This is a genomic window from Pseudomonas sp. (assembly GCF_030690725.1).
Lineage (GTDB): Bacteria > Pseudomonadota > Gammaproteobacteria > Pseudomonadales > Pseudomonadaceae > Aquipseudomonas.
This window is the reverse complement of sequence record NZ_JAUYGD010000049.1, coordinates 35,725-56,395: the sequence shown is the minus strand read 5'-3', so window position 1 is coordinate 56,395 and position 20,671 is coordinate 35,725. Positions and strand designations below refer to the sequence as shown.

At 60.5% G+C, this 20,671-nt stretch carries 18 protein-coding genes; 5 read left to right on the top strand and 13 right to left on the bottom strand.

Annotated elements, in window-relative coordinates:
- From Q8O69_RS22200 to fadB, 4 genes are all read right to left on the bottom strand, one after another.
- A partial coding sequence (locus Q8O69_RS22200) for a toprim domain-containing protein (protein ID WP_371136123.1) occupies nt 1-114 on the bottom strand: 114 nt, incomplete at its 3' end.
- A 125-nt stretch (nt 115-239) separates the two neighbouring features.
- Entirely contained in the window at nt 240-476 is a 237-nt protein-coding gene (locus Q8O69_RS12005) for a DUF1653 domain-containing protein (protein WP_090387350.1), read from the bottom strand.
- A gap of 86 nt (nt 477-562) precedes the next feature.
- Nucleotides 563-1,738, bottom strand: coding sequence for an acetyl-CoA C-acyltransferase FadA (gene fadA, locus Q8O69_RS12000; protein ID WP_090248066.1), 1,176 nt, complete (start codon nt 1,736-1,738; stop codon nt 563-565).
- 30 nt (nt 1,739-1,768) lie between these two features.
- Nucleotides 1,769-3,916 carry a fatty acid oxidation complex subunit alpha FadB gene (gene fadB, locus Q8O69_RS11995; RefSeq protein WP_305592398.1) on the bottom strand — a complete coding sequence of 716 codons (2,148 nt, stop codon included), beginning with the start codon at nt 3,914-3,916 and terminating at the stop codon, nt 1,769-1,771.
- A gap of 482 nt (nt 3,917-4,398) precedes the next feature.
- Here fadB and Q8O69_RS11990 point away from each other — a divergent pair, with 482 nt between their 5' ends.
- Complete coding sequence (locus Q8O69_RS11990; RefSeq protein ID WP_305592396.1) at nt 4,399-5,217, top strand: hypothetical protein; 819 nt, start codon at nt 4,399-4,401, stop codon at nt 5,215-5,217.
- 158 nt (nt 5,218-5,375) lie between these two features.
- Here Q8O69_RS11990 and Q8O69_RS11985 read toward each other — a convergent pair whose 3' ends face one another.
- The gene (locus Q8O69_RS11985) at nt 5,376-5,813 is read right to left on the bottom strand and encodes a hypothetical protein (protein ID WP_305592394.1); all 438 of its coding nucleotides are present in this window, start codon (nt 5,811-5,813) and stop codon (nt 5,376-5,378) included.
- A gap of 86 nt (nt 5,814-5,899) precedes the next feature.
- Here Q8O69_RS11985 and Q8O69_RS11980 point away from each other — a divergent pair, with 86 nt between their 5' ends.
- Nucleotides 5,900-6,340, top strand: a complete 441-nt coding sequence (locus Q8O69_RS11980) for a universal stress protein (protein WP_275961405.1) — start codon at nt 5,900-5,902, stop codon at nt 6,338-6,340.
- 30 nt (nt 6,341-6,370) lie between these two features.
- On the opposite strand, the gene Q8O69_RS11975 is transcribed toward Q8O69_RS11980, so the two are convergent.
- Both Q8O69_RS11975 and Q8O69_RS11970 read right to left on the bottom strand, forming a co-directional pair.
- A complete protein-coding gene (locus Q8O69_RS11975; protein WP_305592392.1) occupies nt 6,371-7,057 on the bottom strand; it encodes a hypothetical protein in 687 nt (228 codons plus the stop codon).
- Nucleotides 7,058-7,120: 63 nt separating this feature from the next.
- Nucleotides 7,121-9,043, bottom strand: coding sequence for an ATP-binding cassette domain-containing protein (locus Q8O69_RS11970; RefSeq protein ID WP_305592390.1), 1,923 nt, complete (start codon nt 9,041-9,043; stop codon nt 7,121-7,123).
- Nucleotides 9,044-9,412: 369 nt separating this feature from the next.
- Between Q8O69_RS11970 and Q8O69_RS11965 the strand changes: the two genes are divergently transcribed.
- Nucleotides 9,413-11,338, top strand: a complete 1,926-nt coding sequence (locus tag Q8O69_RS11965; RefSeq protein ID WP_305592389.1) for a transglycosylase SLT domain-containing protein — start codon at nt 9,413-9,415, stop codon at nt 11,336-11,338.
- Nucleotides 11,339-11,386: 48 nt separating this feature from the next.
- Here Q8O69_RS11965 and Q8O69_RS11960 read toward each other — a convergent pair whose 3' ends face one another.
- The gene (locus Q8O69_RS11960; RefSeq protein ID WP_305592387.1) at nt 11,387-12,193 is read right to left on the bottom strand and encodes an MOSC domain-containing protein; all 807 of its coding nucleotides are present in this window, start codon (nt 12,191-12,193) and stop codon (nt 11,387-11,389) included.
- Here Q8O69_RS11960 and Q8O69_RS11955 point away from each other — a divergent pair.
- Nucleotides 12,192-12,671, top strand: coding sequence for a DUF1499 domain-containing protein (locus Q8O69_RS11955; protein ID WP_305592385.1), 480 nt, complete (start codon nt 12,192-12,194; stop codon nt 12,669-12,671). The two genes, Q8O69_RS11960 and Q8O69_RS11955, sit on opposite strands and share 2 nt — an antisense overlap.
- A 17-nt stretch (nt 12,672-12,688) precedes the next feature.
- On the opposite strand, the gene Q8O69_RS11950 is transcribed toward Q8O69_RS11955, so the two are convergent.
- Both Q8O69_RS11950 and yegS read right to left on the bottom strand, forming a co-directional pair.
- On the bottom strand, nt 12,689-13,624 hold the full coding sequence (locus Q8O69_RS11950) for a chemotaxis protein (RefSeq protein ID WP_305592383.1): 936 nt from the start codon (nt 13,622-13,624) through the stop codon (nt 12,689-12,691).
- A gap of 153 nt (nt 13,625-13,777) precedes the next feature.
- Nucleotides 13,778-14,674, bottom strand: a complete 897-nt coding sequence (yegS, locus tag Q8O69_RS11945) for a lipid kinase YegS (RefSeq protein ID WP_305592381.1) — start codon at nt 14,672-14,674, stop codon at nt 13,778-13,780.
- A 209-nt stretch (nt 14,675-14,883) separates the two neighbouring features.
- On the opposite strand from yegS, the gene Q8O69_RS11940 reads away from it, so the two are divergent.
- Nucleotides 14,884-15,582, top strand: coding sequence for a pirin family protein (locus tag Q8O69_RS11940; protein WP_305592379.1), 699 nt, complete (start codon nt 14,884-14,886; stop codon nt 15,580-15,582).
- A gap of 151 nt (nt 15,583-15,733) precedes the next feature.
- Here the strand turns inward: Q8O69_RS11940 and Q8O69_RS11935 are convergent, their stop codons facing one another.
- The 3 genes from Q8O69_RS11935 to Q8O69_RS11925 all read right to left on the bottom strand — a co-directional run bounded on the left by Q8O69_RS11935 (nt 15,734) and on the right by Q8O69_RS11925 (nt 20,556).
- Entirely contained in the window at nt 15,734-17,293 is a 1,560-nt protein-coding gene (locus Q8O69_RS11935; protein WP_305592377.1) for an FGGY-family carbohydrate kinase, read from the bottom strand.
- 81 nt (nt 17,294-17,374) lie between these two features.
- Nucleotides 17,375-18,958, bottom strand: a complete 1,584-nt coding sequence (locus Q8O69_RS11930; RefSeq protein ID WP_305592375.1) for a glycerol-3-phosphate dehydrogenase/oxidase — start codon at nt 18,956-18,958, stop codon at nt 17,375-17,377.
- 2 nt (nt 18,959-18,960) lie between these two features.
- A complete protein-coding gene (locus Q8O69_RS11925; RefSeq protein ID WP_305592373.1) occupies nt 18,961-20,556 on the bottom strand; it encodes an FAD-binding oxidoreductase in 1,596 nt (531 codons plus the stop codon).
- Between the last annotated feature and the right edge of the window lie 115 nt (nt 20,557-20,671).

The window sequence follows — 20,671 nt, the reverse complement described above, 5'->3', positions numbered from 1 at the left end:
GGGTAGGTCACGGATGTGGCCGATGCTCGACTTCACCACGTACTCGTTGCCCAAGTACTTGTTGATGGTCTTGGCCTTGGCCGGGGATTCCACGATGACCAGCGATTTGCCCATGGATTGGAAAATTCCTGAAATTCGATAAATAAATGCGGGAGGCGCTGTACTGCCTGCTAGCGCGGCACCGCTATATATAGTGGTGGTCCGGCCGAGGTCAAGCGCAGCAGTGGCCCGATGTCAGCTCAAGGCCGAGTGAACAGTGCGGTTTCAGCCTGAATCAAAGCAAAGCGTGGAACCGTCTCGCCGTCCACCTCAACGCTTTCGCAGAACATCTCCAACGGCCTCACCCATAGGCCAAACTCGCCGTACAGCGCCTGATAGACCACCATCGCCTGTTCCGTTTCGGAATGCTGGGCTACGCCAAACACACGGTATTCAGGGCCTTTGTAGTGGCGGTAGAGGCCGGGCTGTAGCTGCATGGGTGAATTCCTTGAAGATTTTCTGCTGATAAACAAAAACCGGGGCACTGGGCCCCGGTTTTTTCCATCTCTTACACCGGTGAAGCTTAGAGGCGTTCGAAGACGGTGGTGATGCCTTGGCCGAGACCTACGCACATGGTCGACACACCGAAGGTGCCGCCATTCTGCTTCATCACGTTCAGCAGGGTACCGGAGATACGCGCGCCGGAACAACCGAACGGGTGACCCAGGGCGATCGCGCCGCCATGCAGGTTGACCTTCTCTTCCATCTTATCGAGCACTTTCAGGTCCTTCAGCACAGGCAGGGCCTGGGCAGCGAAGGCTTCGTTGAGCTCGAAGAAGTCGATGTCATTGATGGTCAGGCCAGCACGCTTGAGGGCTTTCTGAGTCGACGGTACTGGACCGTAACCCATGATCGCTGGATCAACACCAGCCACGGCCATGGCGCGAACCACTGCCATTGGCTGAATGCCGAGGTCTTGGGCGCGCTGGGCGCTCATAACGATCATGCAGGAAGCGCCGTCAGTGATCTGCGAGGACGTACCTGCAGTCACGGTGCCACCTTTCGGGTTGAACGCAGGCTTCAGTGCAGCCAGGCTTGCCAGAGTGGTTTCCGGACGAATGGTTTCGTCGTAGTCGAAAACTTTCAGGAAGCCGTTCTCGTCGTAGCCTTGCATCGGGATGATTTCATCCTTGAACTTGCCTTCGACGGTAGCTTTGTGGGCCAGACGGTGCGAACGCTCACCGAATGCGTCCTGCTGCTCACGGCTGATGCCATGCATCTTGCCGAGCATTTCAGCGGTCAGACCCATCATGCCCGAGGCCTTGGCTGCGTACAGCGACAGGTGTGGGTTTGGATCAACGCCGTGCATCATGCCTACGTGGCCCATGTGCTCCACACCGCCGATGACGAACACGTCACCGTTACCGGTCTGGATCGCCTGCACAGCAGTGTGCAGAGCGCTCATGGACGAACCGCACAGGCGGCTTACAGTCTGGCCAGCAGCTGTGTGCGGGATCTGGGTCATCAGCGACGCCATGCGCGCGATGTTCCAGCCCTGCTCCAGGGTCTGGTTAACGCAGCCCCAGATCACGTCTTCCACTTCAGCTGGGTCCAGCTTGGTGTTACGTGCCAGCACGCCGCTGATCAGGTTGGCCGACATGGTCTCGGCACGGGTGTTGCGATGCATGCCGCCCTTGGAACGACCCATCGGGGTACGACCGAAGTCGACGATGACTGCATCTCTAGGATTCAGGCTCATAAATTCACTCTCGCTCTAGTCTGTCCGCGATTAACCGAAAAACTTCTGGCCGTTAGCGGCCATTTCGCGAAGCTTGGCAGTCGGGGTGTACAGCGCGCCCAGCTCGGCGTATTTGTCGGCCAGGGCAACGAACTCGGCTACACCGACGGTATCGATGTAACGCAGCGCACCACCGCGGAACGGCGGGAAGCCGATGCCGTAGATCAGGCCCATATCGGCCTCAGCTGCGGTATCAACGATGCCGTCTTCCAGACAACGCACGGTTTCCATGCACAGAGGAATCATCATGAAGTTGATGATGTCTTCATCAGTCACTTCACGCTGCTCGGTCACGATGGACTTGAGCAGATCGTAGGCAACCGGATCAGAAACCTTCTTCGGCTTGCCACGCTTGTCCATTTCGTAGGAGTAGAAGCCTTTGCCGTTCTTCTGGCCCAGGCGATCTGCTTCATACATCACGTCAACCGCGGTACGGCCTTCAACAGCCATGCGATCCGGGAAGCCTTCAGCCATTACGTCACGGCCGTGGTGACCGGTGTCGATACCGACCACGTCGGACAGGTACGCCGGGCCCATTGGCCAGCCGAACTTCTCCATGACTTTGTCGATACGCACGAAGTCCACACCGAATGCCAGCAGCTTGGAGAAGCCACCGAAGTACGGGAACAGCACGCGGTTAACCAGAAAGCCTGGGCAGTCGTTGACCACAACCGGGGTCTTGCCCATTTTCTTGGCGTAAGCAACGGTGGTAGCCACGGCTACGTCGCTGGATTTCTCGCCACGAATCACTTCAACCAGCGGCATCATGTGCACAGGGTTGAAGAAGTGCATGCCAACGAAGTTTTCCGGACGCTTGAGGGCCTTGGCCAGCAAGTTGATGGAGATGGTCGAAGTGTTCGACGCGAGGATTGCGTCTTCTTTAACCACGCCTTCCACTTCAGCCAGAACGATCTGCTTGACCTTCGGATTCTCGACCACGGCTTCGACAACGATATCGACAGCGCCGAAGTCGCCGTAGGACATGGTCGGGCGAATAGCGGTAAGGGCTTCAGCCATCTTCGCCGCAGTCATACGACCTTTGGCAACGCGACCGCCGAGCAGCTTGGAAGCCTCGGCCAGACCCATCTGGATACCCTCTTCACGGATATCCTTCATCAGGATCGGGGTGCCCTTGGAAGCGGACTGGTAGGCGATACCGCCACCCATGATGCCAGCGCCGAGCACAGCAGCCAGTTTCACGTCTTTGGCGATTTCGTCGTACTGCTTGGCTTTCTTCTTCAGGTCCTGATCGTTCAGGAACAGGCCGATCAGGCTGGCAGCAACCGGGGTTTTAGCCAGTTTGACGAAGCCAGCAGCTTCCACTTCCAGTGCTTTGTCGCGACCGAAGTTGGCGGCTTTCTGAATGGTTTTGATCGCTTCAACCGGCGCCGGATAGTTCGGGCCAGCCTGACCTGCCACGAAACCTTTGGCGGTTTCAAAGCACATCATCTGCTCGATAGCGTTGAGCTTGAGCTTTTCCAGCTTCGGCTGACGCTTGGCCTTGTAGTCCAGCTCGCCGGAGATGGCGCGCTTGATCAGGTCCAGGGCAGCGGCTTGCAGCTTGTCAGCGGCAACCACGGCATCCACTGCACCCATTTTCAGGGCGTCAGCAGCTTTGTTTTCTTTACCACCGGCAATCCACTCAACGGCGTTATCGGTACCGATAACCCGTGGCAGACGCACGGTGCCGCCGAAGCCTGGGTAGATGCCCAGTTTGACTTCCGGCAGGCCAACTTTGGCGCTTTCGGCCATGACGCGGTAATCCGCGGCCAGGCACATCTCAAAACCACCGCCCAAGGCGATGCCGTTGATCGCGACAACAGTCGGAACATTGAGGTCTTCAAAATCACTGAAGATCTTGTTGGCTTCGAGGTTGCCAGCCACCAGTTCTTCGTCCGGCAACTTGAAGTTGTCGACGAACTCGGTGATGTCGGCGCCGACGATAAATACGTCTTTGCCACTGGTGACAATCACGCCCTTGATCGAACCATCGGCCTTGATCGCATCAACGGATTGACGCAGTTCATTGAGGGTAAGACGGTTGAATTTGTTGACGGATTCACCCTTGAGGTCGAATTTCAATTCGACAATGCCACTCTCAAGAGCCTTAACCGTGATGGCTTTACCTTCGTAAATCATCAACTGATCTCCACGGTATGGAAGCTGAACAGTACACATCGGAGCCAACCAGCAAGCTACTCCACGGCATAGCCGTCTCAGAGTAGCCCCAATCAGCCTGGCACACCCACCGACGCGATAATCGGGCTGTAAAGGCGGTGCCTTTGAAGGCAAACGCTCAATTCATACGCCCGTTTGATTTGGGTGTGCACACCTTCAAGGAAAAGCCCCTACTTGTCAATTGGCCTGTAGTGACTACAAAGGCGTACAAAAAATTACGTTCAGGCTTACACCGGCGCGCCGGTGACTCTGCAGCGAACAAGCAGTGATCCGCAGCGATATACGGTTACTTCGCCAACTCTGCAGGCAGAAGTGTGATCCAGCGCATACCTAGCAAAATGATTTGGCTGCAGGTACAGTCGTCTCAATACGGCCGTTTTAGACCGCCCGTAGCCAAAACAAAAACAATTAGAGCCCAATCAAGGGCGCACGGAGTTTCCCCCATGTCGAGCCGCATGCTTGCCATTGTTTTGAGCACCCTGCTCGCGATCACCCTCCCCCTATTCAGCGCCGCTACCCAGGCTGCAGATGCCGCCACCAGCTTGCTGAAGCTGCACCAGCTACGCCTCGCTGCACAAAAGTCCCTGGGCGACTTCTATATGTTCAACGGCATGGAAGGCGATCAACGCTATGCGCGGATGATTAACGACTCAGTGAGCGAGGTGAATAACCACCTGACGGCGCTGACGGATATGCCCGGCGAAGGTGCGAAAGCCCTGCGCTCTCAGCTGGACCAGCAATGGAAGGGTTACGAGATCGACCTCAACAACCTGATCAACGCGTTAAAGAGCCAGGGTTACACCGACCTGCAACCGGTAGCCGACCTGGCTGCCCGCAACCAGCAGCTGATGACCCTGAGTCAGGAGCTGTATACCAAGATCCAGCAGGAAGGCAGCTACGGCGTGCCTGCCCTGACCCAGCGCAGCCGTGAACAGAGCATTCTGATGCAAGGCATTGCCGTGGATTACGCCTCGCGCAGCGCCTCGGTAGGCGCCACCTTTATGGGCGGCGGCGACGCACGGCCGATTGAAGAGCTGGTCAGTGAATTCGCCAGCAAGATGGCGGCGCTGGAGAAAGACCCGAAGAACACGCCGCAGCTCAAGCAATCATGGGAAGGGGTCGCCACCAAATGGCGCTATATTGAAAAGTCGCTGATCAACTACAACGAGAACAGCGTGCCATTTCTGGTCAACAAGTACTCCAACACCATCATCCAGGGCATTGAACAGATTTCCGGCCAGTACGCAGCCGCCAACCTCTGATCGCGACCGCCGCCATCCGCATTCGTTTTACCGGCCTGCCTGGCCGTACTCCGGCCCAGTGCTCGCACTGGGCCTTCTTTTTATGGCCTGCCATCCATGGCGGCCACCCTTCGGGCCGTCGCTACGCGACGTTTAAAATTGCTCCAGACAATTTTTGTTCAGGCTTTGGCCTGAAGAAACGCGACAATTGCCTCCAACGCTTCGCGAGCGCCCCGCTCACCCCAGCATACCGAAAGCATCTGATCGGTCGCCTCGACCTTGAACGCATCCGCCGGCAGGGCCTGCAGTTGCGTCAACAAAGCCTGATCAGCGCAGGGCTCGCGCCATTTATTCACCCACTGCCCCGGCTCCATCTGCCAATAGCACCAGCTATCAACCTGGCCGCGACGGCGTGCACGGTGGTATTGCGGACAGGAATGCGGCGGCTGACGCAGCAGCCAATGCGGCCACTCCTGGCGCGACAACTGCATCGCCACACCCAGACGCCGCGCCTGCAGGCGCACATCCATCTGCCCACGCTGATGGCGCGAGGGCACCAGCCAGGCCAGCGGGCTGAGCAAAAAAGCCAGGAGCAAAAGCAGAAACCAAGGACTCATATCGTTATCTCACCGGCAAAAGCCTGTCATCAGCGCTCAGGACGGCCATACTAAAACCATTGAACCACTTGCAAGGAGAGTTACCCATGCCCTACCAGCACATTCTGGTCGCCGTCGACCTTACCGAGGAATGCGACCCGGTTATGCACCGCGCGCAGAAACTGGCCGCCAGCAGCGGGGCCAAATTGTCTGTGGTGCATATCGTCGAACCTATGGCCATGGCCTTTGGCGGCGATGTACCAATGGACCTATCGATGCTGCAACAGCAGCAATTCGACCAAGCCCGCGAGCGTTTGGACAAATTTTCCGGCAAGTACCCCGACCTGAGCACCGAACATCGCCACCTGGCTTACGGCCAGCCGCGCCAGGAGATCCATCGCCTGGCCGAAGAACAGCAATGCGACCTGATCGTCGTCGGCAGCCACGGCCGTCATGGTCTGGCGTTGCTACTGGGCTCGACAGCCAATGACGTACTGCACGGCGCACCCTGCGATGTTCTGGCCGTACGCCTGAAAAAAGCCGAGTAAAGCGAGCGGTGGGTGAATAACGCGGCTGCGTTATTCACCGCTATCAGGTGAGCTCATGACCAGTGGGCGAATCTTCTGCAGCTGGGTTTCTAGCGAGTAGGTCATGCTCGAGGCCATGGAGAAGAAGGTCAGGAACGCCTTGAGGTTGGAGTCACCCTCACAGGTGGCGTGAATCCGCTGCCAGAACGCCTGATTAACCAGCTGCAACTGCTGGAACATACGCACCAGCCCCTTCAGCTCCCAGTCAGGAGTACGCCCTTCGCGCAGATTGAAGTACTGCTGCGTCAGGTATAGCGACACCGTGCGCAGGATGAACTCCTGGCTATTGGCGAACGGCAGATGATGCTGCGCCATGGGCTTGAGCTTACCCAGCACTGGGCAGGCACTGGTCGCCATGATCACCCCGAGCAGCGCACGCAGGCCCTCCTCCAGGCCCACCTGCTTGTTATATTCCCGCTCAGGTGTACGCACCCACACAGCCACCTTCTTGAACGCCGGCAGGCCCTGGAAATCCTCGATTACCCGGTGCAGATCGACAGCCGCCGGGCAATGACTGAAATTGTCCTTGCTCAGCGGGCAATTGCTGCACTGCTGGTATTCAAGACGCGTCCAGGCCGGTGCGCTTTGCGCAGCCTCTGCCTCATACACCCGGTCCAGCTCGATCCTGTAACTGAACTGATGATTGTCGTCGAGAGTGATGCGGTACTCGATGGCCATGTCTGTCTCCGCCAGAAGTCTCAAAATCCTGTTTGAGCGCGTTACCTACTTAATACATTGGGTTTAGCCTTCCAGCTCGGCCCAACGCTCGACCAATTGCTCCAGCTCATGCTGCACGGCCTGCAGTTTCGCCAGCACCTCAGCGGTCTTTTCCGCAGGCTGCTGATAGAAACTCGCCGAACCGATCTGCTCCTGCAAGCTGGCAACCTGCCCCTCCAGCACCTCGATCTGCCCTGGAATGGCTTCCAGCTCGCGCTGCAGCTTGTAACTGAGTTTTTTCTTGCTCGCCACTGCTGCAACGGCCGCCACGGGCTCAGCCGCAACCGGCGTAGGGACCACTGCTGAGGCTAGTTCAGGCTTGCCGGCTTTGCTTTCGCCAACCCCGAGCAGGCGCGGCGAACCGCCCTGACGCAGCCAATCCTGATAACCACCGACGTATTCGCGCACGCGCCCTTCGCCTTCGAATACCAGAGTGCTGGTCACCACGTTATCGAGGAATGCCCGGTCGTGGCTGACCATCAGCACGGTGCCCGGGAAGGTCAGCAGCACTTCTTCAAGCAGTTCCAGGGTTTCCACATCGAGGTCGTTGGTCGGTTCGTCCAGTACCAGCAGGTTGGCCGGCTTGCTGAACAGCTTGGCGAGCAAGAGACGTGCCCGCTCACCGCCGGACAGCGCCTTGACCGGGGTACGCGCACGCTGTGGGCTGAACAGGAAGTCGCCCAGGTAGCTCCGCACATGGCGGTTCTGCCCGTCGATCTCGATAAAGTCGCGGCCTTCGGCGACGTTGTCGATGACGGTCTTTTCCAGATCGAGCTGGTGACGCAATTGGTCAAAATAAGCCACATCGATGCGCGTGCCTTCGGCCACTTCACCGCTGGTGGGCTGTAAACCACCAAGCATCAGCTTGAGCAGAGTGGTTTTGCCGGTGCCGTTGGCACCAAGCAGACCGATGCGGTCGCCGCGCTGCAGCACCATGGAGAAGTCCTTGATCAGGAACGGCCCACCTGGATGCGCAAAACTGACGTTTTCCAGCACCATCACCTGCTTGCCGGACTTCTCTGCCGTTTCCAGCATGATATTGGCCTTGCCGGTGCGCTCACGGCGCTCGCTGCGCTCCACACGCAGGGCTTTCAGGGCGCGTACACGGCCTTCGTTACGGGTGCGGCGGGCTTTGATGCCCTGGCGAATCCACACTTCTTCCTGGGCCAGGCGCTTGTCGAACAGCGCGTTGGCGGTTTCTTCGGCGGCCAGGGTGGCTTCCTTGTGTACCAGGAAGCTGGCGTAGTCGCCGTTCCAGTCGATCAGGCCGCCACGGTCCAGTTCGAGGATGCGCGTGGCCAGGTTCTGCAGGAAGGAACGGTCGTGGGTGATAAACAGCACCGCCCCCTGGAAATCGGTCAAGGCTTCTTCCAGCCAGGCAATCGCGCCGATATCCAGGTGGTTGGTTGGCTCGTCGAGTAGCAGCAGATCCGGCTCGGAGACCAGCGCCTGGGCCAGCAGCACGCGACGACGCCAGCCACCGGAGAGCTCAGCCAGAGTTTTGTCGGCCGGCAGTTGCAGGCGGCTCAGGGTGCTGTCGACCAGTTGCTGCAAGCGCCAGCCGTCACGGGCCTCGAGGTCCTGCTGGACATGCATCAGCTTGTCCAGATCGGCTTCGGTGACACAGTTCTGCGCCAAGTGGTGGTATTGCGCGAGCAGTTCACCCACACCGTCCAGGCCTTGGGCGACCACATCAAACACAGTGCGATCGTCGGCCTGCGGCAATTCCTGCGGCAATTCGCCGATCTTCAGGCCAGGCGCGCGCCAGACGGCGCCGTCATCGGCCTTCTGGTCGCCCTTGACCAGTTTCATCATGCTCGACTTGCCGGTGCCATTGCGGCCGATGATGCACACCCGCTCGCCACGGGCGATCTGCCAAGACACCTTGTCCAATAGCGGCATTGCGCCGTAGGCCAGGGAAATATCGGTGAACTTGAGCAGGGTCATGGCACGCCTCAACAAAAAACGACGGGTGAACGCTGGTAAAACCGCGGCCGAGCAACGGGCTTCGTTGCATCCAGTGCACAGCGGCAACCTGAAACACCCAGAAAATCATCTGCAGCTGCCCAAGGCACCCGCAAAACAGGGCGCGCATTCTAACCGAGAAGCGCACAGACCAAGCAGGCAATTTCAGCGGCAGATGCGGTAAATTCGGCGCTTGCCATCCGCTACCTAGGCAACAGGCGCTCTAGCACGCGCACCAAGGCTCAAGCGGCGATTAGTGCGGACAATTACGCGTTGAAACGCATTGAGCCTTCACCGCCTATAGGCAAACGACTAAGCTAGAGCCATACGCACTATTTGCCTGGAAGTGTCATGCGCGGTCCCCTGTTCAGCCTGCTGTCCTGCCTGTTGGTTTCCTCCCTGAGCGTCGCTGCGGCCCAGGCCGCCACCCTGACGCAACAACGTCAATATTACGATCAAGCCAAAGCCGCGCTGGCCAAGGGCGACAAAGGCCCTTACCAGCGCTATGCCAGTGCCCTGCGTGACTATCCGCTGGAGCCTTACCTGGCGTATGACGAGCTGACCGCCCGGCTGAAGTGGGCAAGCAACGACGAAATCGAGAAATTCCTCGCCGAACATGGCGACCTGCCGCAGATCAGCTGGATGAAACTGCGCTGGCTCCGCTGGCTGGCCGAGCGCGGCGAATGGCAGACCTTTATCAACTACTACGACCCGGCGCTGAACTTCACCGAGCTCGACTGCCTATATGGCCAATACCAGTTGAGCCACGGCATGCGCGCCGAAGGCAACGCCACGGCAGAAAAACTCTGGCTAGTGGGAAAATCCCAGCCCAACGCTTGTGACCCGCTGTTCGCAATGTGGTCCGCCGAAGGCCAACTCACTGAGCAAAGACGCTGGCAGCGCGCCAAGCTGGCGGCCGAATCGCGCAACTATGGCCTGGTCACTCACTTGATCAAGACCATGCCGACCCTCGGCAACCATGGCAAAACCCTGCTGCAGGTTGCGCAGAAGCCTGAGCTGCTGAAACAGACCTCACGCTTTACCCAGACCGACCCGGCCATGGCCGATGTAGTTGGCCTCGGCCTGCGCCGTCTGGCCCGCCAGGACCCGGAAAGCGCGCTGAAGCTGCTCGATGGCTACGCCCAACGGATGAAATTCTCCAGCGAGGAACAAGTCGCCATCGCCCGGGAAATCGGCCTGACCCTGGCCAAGCGCTTCGATTCCCGCGCCCTGCAGGTCATGGCCAAGTACGACCCTGAGCTGCGTGACAACACCGTCAGCGAATGGCGCGCCCGCCTGCTGCTGCGCCTGGGCCGTTGGGATGAAGCCAACCAGCTGACACGCCGGATGCCCGCGGAACTGGGCAACACCAACCGCTGGCGTTACTGGCAGGCGCGCAGCCTGCAACTGGCGCAGCCCAACAGCCAGGAACCGAAAGCGCTGTACCAGGCGCTGGCCAAAGAGCGTGACTTCTACGGCTTTATGGCCGCCGACCAGGTGCAGGCGCCCTATCAGCTGAATAACAAGCCACTGGCCCTCAGCCCGCAGACCATCCAGAAAGTGCGTAACTCGGCAGCGATTCGCCGCGCCCTGGAATTCCACGCCCGCGGCCAGGTCGCCGATGGCCGGCGCGAGTGGTACAACGTCAGCCGCCTGTTCAGCCGTGATGAAATGGTTGCCCAGGCGCGCCTGGCCTATGAGATGGGCTGGTACTTCCCAGCCATCCGCACCATCAGTCAGGCGCAGTATTGGGACGATCTGGATGTGCGCTTCCCGATGGCCCACCGTGAGCACCTGGTGCGCGAAGCGAAGAACCGCGACATCCACTCCAGCTGGGTATTTGCCGTCACCCGCCAGGAAAGCGCCTTTATGGCCGACGCCAAATCCCACGTCGGCGCCATGGGCCTGATGCAGCTGATGCCGGCCACCGCCAAGGAAACCGCCAAGCGCTTTGGCATTCCGCTGTCATCACCGCAGCTGGCGTATCGCCCGGAAATCAATATCCAGCTGGGCGCGGCCTACCTGAGCCAGATCTACGGCCAGTTCAACGGTAACCGCGTGCTTGCCTCCGCCGCCTACAACGCCGGCCCAGGCCGGGTGCGGCAGTGGCTACGCGGCGCGGATCATCTGTCGTATGACGTGTGGATCGAGAACATCCCGTTTGATGAAACCCGCCAGTACGTGCAGAACGTGCTGTCCTACTCGGTGATCTACGGCGAGAAGCTCAACGCGCCGCAGCCACTGGTGGCCTGGCACGAGCGTTACTTCGACCAGTAACGGCTAAATAGGCACGCTCAACTGCAACGGTTGAGCGTGCAGCGCCGCTTACTCCAACACCTGCACAGGCATTTCCAGACGCAATTGCCCTTCGCCACAGGCGATTAGGTTCTGCCCGAAATACACCTCGCCTTCACGCTCACGGTAGGTTTTCAGGGTGGTCAGCGGCTCGCGATCGGCGCTGCGCTCGCCTGTTTGCGGGTCGAGGGTGGTCATGATGCAGCGCGAGCAACCCTTGACCACACGAAACTCCAGCTCACCGATACGAATACGCTTCCAGCTGTCTTCGGCATACGCCTCGCTGCCACTAACCACCAGGTTCGGGCGGAAACGCAGCATCGGCAGCGGCCGGCCGACCCGCGCCGACAGGTCATCCAGCGAGGCCTGGCCAATCAGCAGCAAAGGGAAGCCATCGGCAAACGCCACCTTGTCGCCCGCCTCGGCATAGGCCGTATCGACCTGCCGCGCACGCGGCTCTGGCACCTGCACCAGGCGGCAGGCACGACCGAGAAACTGGCTCAACCATTGCGCAGCCACATCGCCAGCATCTGGCACCTGCAAGCTGTCGCGCCAGATCGTCACGCCACGCAGCGGCGCCTGCTCATCCGGCACCGCCACCTGCAAATCAGCCATGCCCGGTGCACTCAGCTGCAGGTGCGTGCTGCCCAACCAGCGCGCCTGCAGCTGAGTCATCTGCGCCAGCAAGCGTTGCGTTAGGAAGCGCCCGCTTTCAGCATCGACTACCATCCAGCGACGATCACCCTGCACGCCCAAGGCGTCCAGCGCCGTTTCACGCAAGGCCTCGCCTGCCGCCGACTTCAGTGGATAACGGTACAACCCGGAGAGATGCAACATGAGCCCAGCTTCCGTTTGGCAAAACGCACTTATACGAGCAACCCGCCGTACCTACAAGCCCACCTTGGCCCTGCCGCTGCTGTTGCTACTAAGCGCCTGCAGCGGCACCGCGCCGGATAATCTGGGCATCCATAACGGCCAACTGAGCGCCTGCCCGGATTCACCCAACTGCGTGAATAGCCAGGCCAGCGATGAGCGACACGCCATTAAACCTCTGCCGCTGAAAGGCTCTGCTGAAGAAACCCAAGCACGCCTCAAGGCGCTACTCGGTGAAGAACCGCGCGTGACACTGGTGGAGGAAGCGCCGGGGTATTTGCGCGCAGAATTCAACAGCAAGCTGATGCGCTTTGTCGATGATGTGGAATTTATGATCGGCGCGGCCGGAGTAGATGTGCGCTCGGCGTCGCGCCTGGGCTATGCGGATTTTGACGTCAACCGCGAACGCATCGAGCGGCTGCGCCAGCGCCTTGGCGAGTAGCGCAGCCCTGACCAGCGCTACTCCTGCGGGTGGATCAGCGCCAAGCGCTCGTGCACCACATCCACCAGTTTGTCCGGCTGGAACTTGGAGAGGAAGTTGTCGCAACCGACCTTCTTCACCATGGCTTCGTTGAAGCTGCCGGACAGCGAGGTGTGCAGCACCACATACAAGTCCTTGAGGCGTGAGTCGTTGCGGATTTCGGTGGTCAGGCGGTAGCCGTACATCTCCGGCATTTCCGCATCGGTGATCACCATCAGCAGTTTCTCGTGCACATCAACCCCGGCGTCGGCCCAGCTTTTCAGCAGGTTCAGCGCGCGCAGGCCATCACTGGCGGCGTGGCAACGAATATCCAGTTGCGCCATGGTGCCCTTGAGCTGACTCATGGCCACGTTGGAATCGTCCACCAGCAGCACTTCGCGGCCCTTGGCGTATTCCAACAGCGGATCGGCGAGCTTTTCCGGGGAGACTTTGGTGCTCATCGGGCTGATTTCCGCCAACACCTTTTCCACGTCGATGACTTCGACGATCTGGTCTTCAACCTTGGTGATGGCGGTCAGGTAATGCTGGCGTCCGGCGCCACCGGGCGGCGGCAGGATGGACTCCCAGTTGAGGTTGAGGATGCGCTCGACCCCACCGACCAGAAAGGCCTGCACCGAACGGTTGTACTCGGTGACGATGATGGTGCTGCGCTCATCCGGCACGATGGGGCGCATGCCGATGGCCTGGGACAGGTCGATCACCGGCAGCGTTTGCCCGCGCAGATTGACCACGCCACAGACAAACCGGTGCCGCTGCGGCATCAGGGTCAGCTTGGGCATCTGCAGGACTTCCTGCACCTTGAATACGTTGATCGCAAACAGCTGCCGCCCCGTCAGGCGGAACATGAGAATTTCCAGGCGGTTCTCACCCACCAGTTGGGTGCGTTGGTTCACTGAGTCGAGAATGCCGGCCATCATGCGCTCCTGTTCACTTATCGATCTAGCCTAGCTCAAATAGCCATGCCCTGGTGTATCGGCCATCTGCCGCGCATCTGAAGGCAGATGGCGCAGCGCCATCATGCGACAAGCGCAGCGGCTAGACCAGCCAGGCAGCAGGAACCGTTTGGCTTACTCCACCAGCAACGGCGAATTTTCCGGCAAATGCACGCGCAGCGCGTTCGGCATTGCCGCAAAACGCAGTTTGCGACTTTCCATCGGCTCACCATCCAGATTGAGATCCAGGCCTTGCGGTGCCTCGACCTCCAGCCAAGGCAGCCGCGCGCTCAGGGCCACGCTCTGCAAACCGTTGATACCACCAGACAGCAACGTACCCAGGGTGCCGACCACATCGGCCGCCGCCGGCACGATGCAGATATCCAGCAAACCATCGTTGACCCGCGCCTGCGGGCACAGCACATGCCCGCCGCCGGCCTGACGACCATTGCCGATGCCGAGGGCAAGAAACTCGCCTTCCCATTGAAAATCCGGCCCGGTAAAGCGGCCGAACGACGACTGCACTTCGGCAAAACGGCTCAGCCCGGTCAGAAAGTAAGCCGCGCCGCCGAGCACGCGCTTGAGGTCTTCCGGCGTGTTGGCGGTGACGTTGGAACCAAAACCGCCAGTGGCCATATTGAGAAACACTTGACCGTCGACTTCGCCCAGATCAATTGGCTGCGCCGGCATATCCAACAAGGCCAACGCAGCCAAAGGCTCAAGCGGCACGCCAGCGGCACGGGCAAAATCATTGGCCGTACCCAGTGGCAACAGCGCCAGGCTGGCCTGGGTTTTGGCCAGCGCCATGGCTTCGGCCACTTCGCGCAGGGTGCCATCGCCACCGCCGGCAATCAGGGTCGGGTAACCGGCCAGCAGCGCTTCATTGACCAGACGCTGCGCATCGCCGCCTTCCCAGGTAACCCGCACATCCAGTTGCCAGCCCTCTTCACGGCGCGCCTGCACGGCAGCACGCACCTCGGCATTGAGGGCTTGCTTGCCATGCAGAATCAGCAGCGCTCTACGTTCTTGCATTCCCGGCATCCTTTTCACGCTCTAGGTAAAGACTCAGCGACACGGCTTGAGGTTGCGCTCGTCTATAAGACGCGCATATAAACATCAAATAAGTAGATTATTAGGCTCAATATTTACGCATTTTTAATCGCATTGATTTATTGGATCATCTGTTCATCGCCACTGAACACCGCTGCTGAAAGCCGGTGTTCCTCAATGAGGATACGCAGATGATCGAAGTACGCCCCTTCGCCGAGCTCGGCGGTGCCCATCATGGCTGGCTGAATGCCCGTCATCACTTTTCCTTTGCTGAGTACTATGACCCGGCGCGCATGAGCTGGGGCCCGCTGCGGGTCTGGAACGATGATGAGATCGCGCCGCACACGGGCTTTCCAACCCACCCGCACCGCGATATGGAAATCATCACCTATGTACGCCAAGGGGCCATCACCCACAAGGACAACCTGGGTAACCACGGTCGTACCGAAGCCGGTGATGTGCAGGTAATGAGCGCCGGAACCGGGATTGCCCACAGCGAATACAACCTGGAAGACACCACCACCAAGATTTTCCAGATCTGGATTCAGCCCAACCAGTCGGGCCTGCCGCCGTCCTGGGGCGCCAAGCCGTTCCCTAAAGGTGAGCGCGCCGGCACCTTCGTCACCCTGGCCAGCGGCTTTGCCGAAGACCAGGACGCCCTGTCGATCCGCACCAATGCACGGATGGCCGCCGCCACCCTGCAAGCCGGGCAGAGCACCGAGTATCCGATTGGTGCTGCGCGCAAGGCTTATCTGGTGGCCGCCAGCGGCAGCATTGAGGTCAACGGCGTCAACGCCCAAGCCCGCGATGGTGTCGCGGTTAGCGATGTCGAGGTAATCCGGGTGACGGCTATCGAAGATAGCGAAATCATCCTGGTGGATGTGGCCTAAGCGCCTGCCTGCGATCTGCTGCGCGTCGGCCCTGCTGCGTTAAAAACAGGCTTGGAATGCTCATGTACAACAGTACACTCCGCTTCCTCGCCTGTTTTTGCCTTGCAGGGCTCTAGCTCGCGAGATCGCTAACCGGCTCTTGATCAGCCTTTCAAGCCGGGTAGCCGGTGATTTTACGAATGGTCTGATACAGCGGCTTGAGTTGTTTGTACATGCGCTGATAAACCTGCGTGTACAACTGCTGATAGGTGCGCTGCGCCTCAGGATTGGGCGTGAACACGTCACCGACCCGGGTCATGGCTTTGATCGCTGTCGGGTAATCCGCATGCAACCCCAAGCCCACGGCGCAGTTGATCGCCGCGCCCAGGCCACTGGTTTCATACAGGTGCGGACGCTCGGCAGGCAGACCGAAGATATCAGCCGTCAGCTGCATCGCCGCATCGCTCTGCGAACCGCCACCGGAAACGCGCAGGCGGGTAATTTTCGTGCCCGAACGCTTCTCGATCTTCTCCTTGCCCTGGCGCAGGGCATAAGCCAAGCCTTCAAGAATCGCCCGGTAGATGTGCGCACGGGTGTGCACGTCGCCAAACCCGATGATCGAACCCTTGGCCTCCAGCCCCGGCTCACGAATGCCCGGCGACCAGTAGGGTTGCAGCATCAGGCCCATGGAACCGGCCGGCACACTGTTGACCAGCTCATCGAACAGCGCCTCGGGCTCGACGCCCAGCTCCTTGGCCCGCTGCATCTCACGCAGGCCGAACTCCTGCTTGAACCAGCTGACCATCCAGAAGCCGCGATAGATCATCACCTCGGTGTTGAAGTGATCGGGAATCGCCGACGGGTATGGCGGAATCAGCGGAATGGTTTCCAGGTACGTGCTGCGCGTGGTGTTGATGGTCGCCGTAGTGCCATAGGACAGACAGGCCGTGCTCGCCTCGACACCGCCGGCACCAAGTACCTCACAGGCCTTGTCGGCACCAGCGGCAATCAGCGGCAGGCCTTCGGGAATCCCGGTATGGCGGCTGGCCGCCGCGCTGATATGGCCGAGCAGCTCACCCGGTTTGCACAACTCCGGTAACTGCTCGCGACGCACCGGCATGGCCTGCCACTTCCAGTCGCCAGGTTTGGCCCACTGCAGGCGCTTGTAGTCGAACGGCAGGTAGGCCACACAGCTGGTCAGCGAATCGACAAACTTTCCGCACAGCCGGTGAGTAAGAAAACCCGAGAGCAGCAGCACCTTGTGCGTATTGGCCCAGATTTCCGGCTGGTTCTGGGCGATCCAATTGACCTCGGCCTGAGCGCGAAAGTAATCCACCGTGGCCTGCAAGCCCGCGAGTTTGAACAGCCAGCCCCAGGGCCCGGTTATCCGCCCTTCGACCTTGGCCTGGCGCTGATCGAGCCAGAGCATGGCCGGGCGCAGCGGTTGGCCCTGCTGATCCACATTGATCAGGGTGCCGCGCTGGGTAGTCAGTGACACGCCACGGATTTTGCTGCGGTCGATATCCACCTGCTGCCACAGCTGCGCACAGGCCTCACCGAGGCTCGCCCAGTAATACTCGGGGTCCTGCTCAGCCCAGCCGGGCTGCCTGGAGTAGTAGGCCTCAAGCTCCACCTTGCCCTTGCCGAGCAGGTTGCCCTGAAGATCAAACAGCAGCGCCCGGATACTCTGGGTGCCGTTGTCGATGGCCAGCAGGTAGTTTTTATCGCTCAAGGCACAACCCTTTCTGTAAATACACAACGTAGCCCGGATGTAATCCGGGAGGCCGCACCCGGATTGCATCCGGGCTACCCATCAGGCATTTTTTGGCAGGCTGTAGCAGCGCTGCCACAACGCCAAATAATCCGTTTGTTCCTGCTGCCAGCGCGCATCACTCCAACCCAGGCGGGTCTGACACAGCGCACGCACATTCGGCAGCTCGGCAGCAGCGCCATGGGCCAGCAATAGACCCAAACGGGTGCGGCGCAGCAGCAGATCATCCAGGTGCAGCACCAGCTCCTGCTCGGCCGCCCAGGCCAGTTCGGCCCACAGGGTGTCCGTGCCCGCTACCTGCTCGACACCCAATTCCTCAAGCAGCGCCAGCAGCTGCGGCAGCGCCCGGCCATAACGGCCAATCAGGCGCTTCTGCTGGGCCGGACTCAAGAGCGGCATGGGCTGAGTGGGTACGGGAGCAAAGGTCGCCGCGCCCTGATCATCCACAGTACGCCCGACCATCGGCGCACAGGCCTGCAACACCTCCAGCGCCAGCAGGCGGAAGGTGGTGAGTTTGCCGCCGGCCAAGGTCACGCAGCCGGGCTCAATCCAGAGTGCATGCTCGCGTTTCTCATCCGAAGGTTTGCGCCCTTCACTGCCATCCGTAACCACCGGGCGCACCCCGGCCCAGGTCGACAGCACATCCGCCGCCTTGATCTGCGCCGCAGGAAACTGCTGAGTGCAGGCGGCCAGCAGATACTCCACTTCATCTGGGCTGATTCGCGCTTCCTCAGCCAATGGCGCCGGGTGATCCAGATCGGTGGTGCCGATTACCGTCGCGCCTTCCCAGGGGAAGACAAACACCGGACGCTTGTCCGCCACGTGCATAAAGCTGAACGCATGGGCCACCGGCAAACGCCAGGCTGACAGCAACAGGTGGCTGCCACGCAGCGGGCGGATATGCTCCAGACCGGTTTTCCGGCGCAACTGATCAGCCCAGGCACCGGTGGCCTGGGCCACGGCGCGAGTCTTGAAGCGATACTGCAGGCCGCTTTCAACATCTTCGGCAAGCAGGCCGGTGACCCGCCCATCCTCGCGCAGCAACTCGACTACACGTATGCCATTCAGCGCTTCGCCGCCTTCGGCACGGGCCTCGCCCAGTACGCGCTGCACCAGCCGCGCATCGTCGGTCACCGCATCGAAAAACCGTGTGCCACCGAGCAGGCCATCTTCCTTCAGGCCCGGAGCCAGGTAGCGCAGCTGCTGCAAGGGGTAGTACAGATGGTTGCGCTTGCCGGCCAAGGCGTCATACACCGCCAGCAGCCCACCGAAAACTCGCGGGCCGGGAAAGCCACCCTGGTAATGCGCCATAAGAAAACTCAAGGGGTCGACCAGCCCCGGCGCTTCCTGCAGCAAGCGCTGGCGCTCGCGTACCGAATCCCGGGTCAGAGCAAACTGGCCCTTGGCGATATAACGCAGCCCGCCATGCACCATCTTCGAGGAGCGGCTGGAAGTACCCCAGGCGAAGTCGCGCTGCTCCAGCAGCAGGCATTTCCAGCCACGCCGCGCTGCTTCACGCAGAATCCCGGCACCGCTGATACCGCCGCCGACCACGATCAAATCCCAGTCGCGCGCGGCCAGCTCGGGCAAGGCCTGCTCGCGCCAGGCGGCGTTCCAGTTGTTCATCATCAATCCTGAATCAGCACGCCAGGGGCCAGGCGCTGCTCAGGGTCGAAATGCCCGGCCAACGCCTTAAGCGTGGCCATGCCCAGCTCGCCCTTCTCCACCGGCAGGTAAGGCGCGTGATCGCGGCCCACTCCGTGCTGATGGCTGATGGTGCCGCGGTTCTCGGCGATGGTCAGGCTGGCGGCGTGCTTGAGCTTCTGCCAGCGCGCCATGGCCTCGGCGTAGCTATTGCCAGGGCGGAACACATAGGTGGTGTAGATGCTTGAGCCTTCGTTGTAGACGTGGGACAGGTGGGTAAACACATGCACCTGCTCGCCCTCCTCGCTCAGGCCGTTGCGCAGGCTGGTTTCGACCTTGTTCAGCAAGCTGTCGACGTTGCTCCAGTCGGTGGCGGTTTCCAGGGTGTCCACCGCATAACCGGCGGCCCACAATCCGTGGCGCAGATAAGGGAAACGGAAGCGGTTCTCCGCCCACTTCTTACCCAGCAGGGTGCCGGTAAATACGCCGTCAAAGCTCTTCAGCAGCTTCTTCGCCTGCTTTAGCGACGCGGCATTCTGCGTGCGGCTGCCGGTGACGCCGAAGGTCAGCATGCACTTACCCTCACGGGCGCCGCGCAGGGCCAGGTACTTCTCCAGCCAGGCGATCTGCTGCGGATGGCCGGCCAGGGCCAGCTGGGTTTTGCTTTCGATGGCGTTGGACAGACGCAGCATCGACAGCGGCACCCGCGCCTGGGCCAGGCTGCGAATGGCGCTCAGCGCCTGCTGCCAGCTGGGCAGGAACACCGCATAGAAATGCTCCTGCTCGGCCAGGCGGGTGATACGCACCTTGACCTCGGAAATGATGCCGAAGCGTCCTTCCGAACCCATCAGAATTTCACGCAGATCGGGACCGGCAGCAGAGGCCGGGAAAGTCGGAATGTCCAGGGTGCCGGCAAAGGTCTCGACCTTGCCGCCAGCAAACAGCTGCTCAATGCGCCCGTAACGCAGCGACTGCTGGCCACTGGAGCGGCTGGCGACCCAGCCGCCGAGAGTCGACAGCTCCCAGGACTGAGGGAAATGGCCGAGGGTGTAGCCCTGCGCGCGCAACTGGCTTTCCACCTGCGGACCGTTGGCGCCGGGGCCGAAGGTGGCGATCAGGCTGTCGTGATCGATCTCGATCAGCTTGCCCATACGCTCAAGCGACAGGGTCAGCACCGGTTTGTTGCCGGCTTGCGGGTTGATATGCCCGGCCACCGAGGTGCCGCCGCCATAGGGGATCACGATCAGATCTTGCTGGCTGGCCCAGGCCAGCAACTCGCGGATCTGCGCGGCGCTCTCCGGATAAGCCACACCATCGGGAAACACGCCAAAATCGCCAGAACGCATCGCCAGCCAATCCGGCAGGCTCTGGCCACGGGCATGGCGCACGCGGTCCTCGGCATTTAGGCAGATCAGCGGATGAGCCTGCAGACGCGAAGCCGGCACCTGGGCCAGCACCTGCTCCAGGCTGGCATCGGCAAGCAACTGGCCAGGGCCGACCAGTTCGGCGAGAAAAGCCTCGCCATGGGCCGGCAGTTCCACCACTGTTGCTTCATCACCCCAGCCATTCCAACGTCGCATCTGTGTCTCCCGGATATTTCAGTCACCCTCGATGGCTGCCTATACTAGCTGGCCGCCCAGGAGCGTCACTGTCGAATCGGGCCAGGCGCTATCGCCAATCAAGACATTCAGAATA

What these genes read in the sequence shown, in the direction of transcription:
- Q8O69_RS12005 (WP_090387350.1), bottom strand. Translation starts at nt 476, where the DNA reads ATGCAGCTACAGCCCGGCCTCTACCGCCACTACAAAGGCCCTGAATAC.
- fadA (WP_090248066.1), bottom strand. Translation starts at nt 1,738, where the DNA reads ATGAGCCTGAATCCTAGAGATGCAGTCATCGTCGACTTCGGTCGTACC.
- fadB (WP_305592398.1), bottom strand. Translation starts at nt 3,916, where the DNA reads ATGATTTACGAAGGTAAAGCCATCACGGTTAAGGCTCTTGAGAGTGGC.
- Q8O69_RS11990 (WP_305592396.1), top strand. Translation starts at nt 4,399, where the DNA reads ATGTCGAGCCGCATGCTTGCCATTGTTTTGAGCACCCTGCTCGCGATC.
- Q8O69_RS11985 (WP_305592394.1), bottom strand. Translation starts at nt 5,813, where the DNA reads ATGAGTCCTTGGTTTCTGCTTTTGCTCCTGGCTTTTTTGCTCAGCCCG.
- Q8O69_RS11980 (WP_275961405.1), top strand. Translation starts at nt 5,900, where the DNA reads ATGCCCTACCAGCACATTCTGGTCGCCGTCGACCTTACCGAGGAATGC.
- Q8O69_RS11975 (WP_305592392.1), bottom strand. Translation starts at nt 7,057, where the DNA reads ATGGCCATCGAGTACCGCATCACTCTCGACGACAATCATCAGTTCAGT.
- Q8O69_RS11970 (WP_305592390.1), bottom strand. Translation starts at nt 9,043, where the DNA reads ATGACCCTGCTCAAGTTCACCGATATTTCCCTGGCCTACGGCGCAATG.
- Q8O69_RS11965 (WP_305592389.1), top strand. Translation starts at nt 9,413, where the DNA reads ATGCGCGGTCCCCTGTTCAGCCTGCTGTCCTGCCTGTTGGTTTCCTCC.
- Q8O69_RS11955 (WP_305592385.1), top strand. Translation starts at nt 12,192, where the DNA reads ATGAGCCCAGCTTCCGTTTGGCAAAACGCACTTATACGAGCAACCCGC.
- Q8O69_RS11960 (WP_305592387.1), bottom strand. Translation starts at nt 12,193, where the DNA reads ATGTTGCATCTCTCCGGGTTGTACCGTTATCCACTGAAGTCGGCGGCA.
- Q8O69_RS11950 (WP_305592383.1), bottom strand. Translation starts at nt 13,624, where the DNA reads ATGGCCGGCATTCTCGACTCAGTGAACCAACGCACCCAACTGGTGGGT.
- yegS (WP_305592381.1), bottom strand. Translation starts at nt 14,674, where the DNA reads ATGCAAGAACGTAGAGCGCTGCTGATTCTGCATGGCAAGCAAGCCCTC.
- Q8O69_RS11940 (WP_305592379.1), top strand. Translation starts at nt 14,884, where the DNA reads ATGATCGAAGTACGCCCCTTCGCCGAGCTCGGCGGTGCCCATCATGGC.
- Q8O69_RS11930 (WP_305592375.1), bottom strand. Translation starts at nt 18,958, where the DNA reads ATGAACAACTGGAACGCCGCCTGGCGCGAGCAGGCCTTGCCCGAGCTG.
- Q8O69_RS11925 (WP_305592373.1), bottom strand. Translation starts at nt 20,556, where the DNA reads ATGCGACGTTGGAATGGCTGGGGTGATGAAGCAACAGTGGTGGAACTG.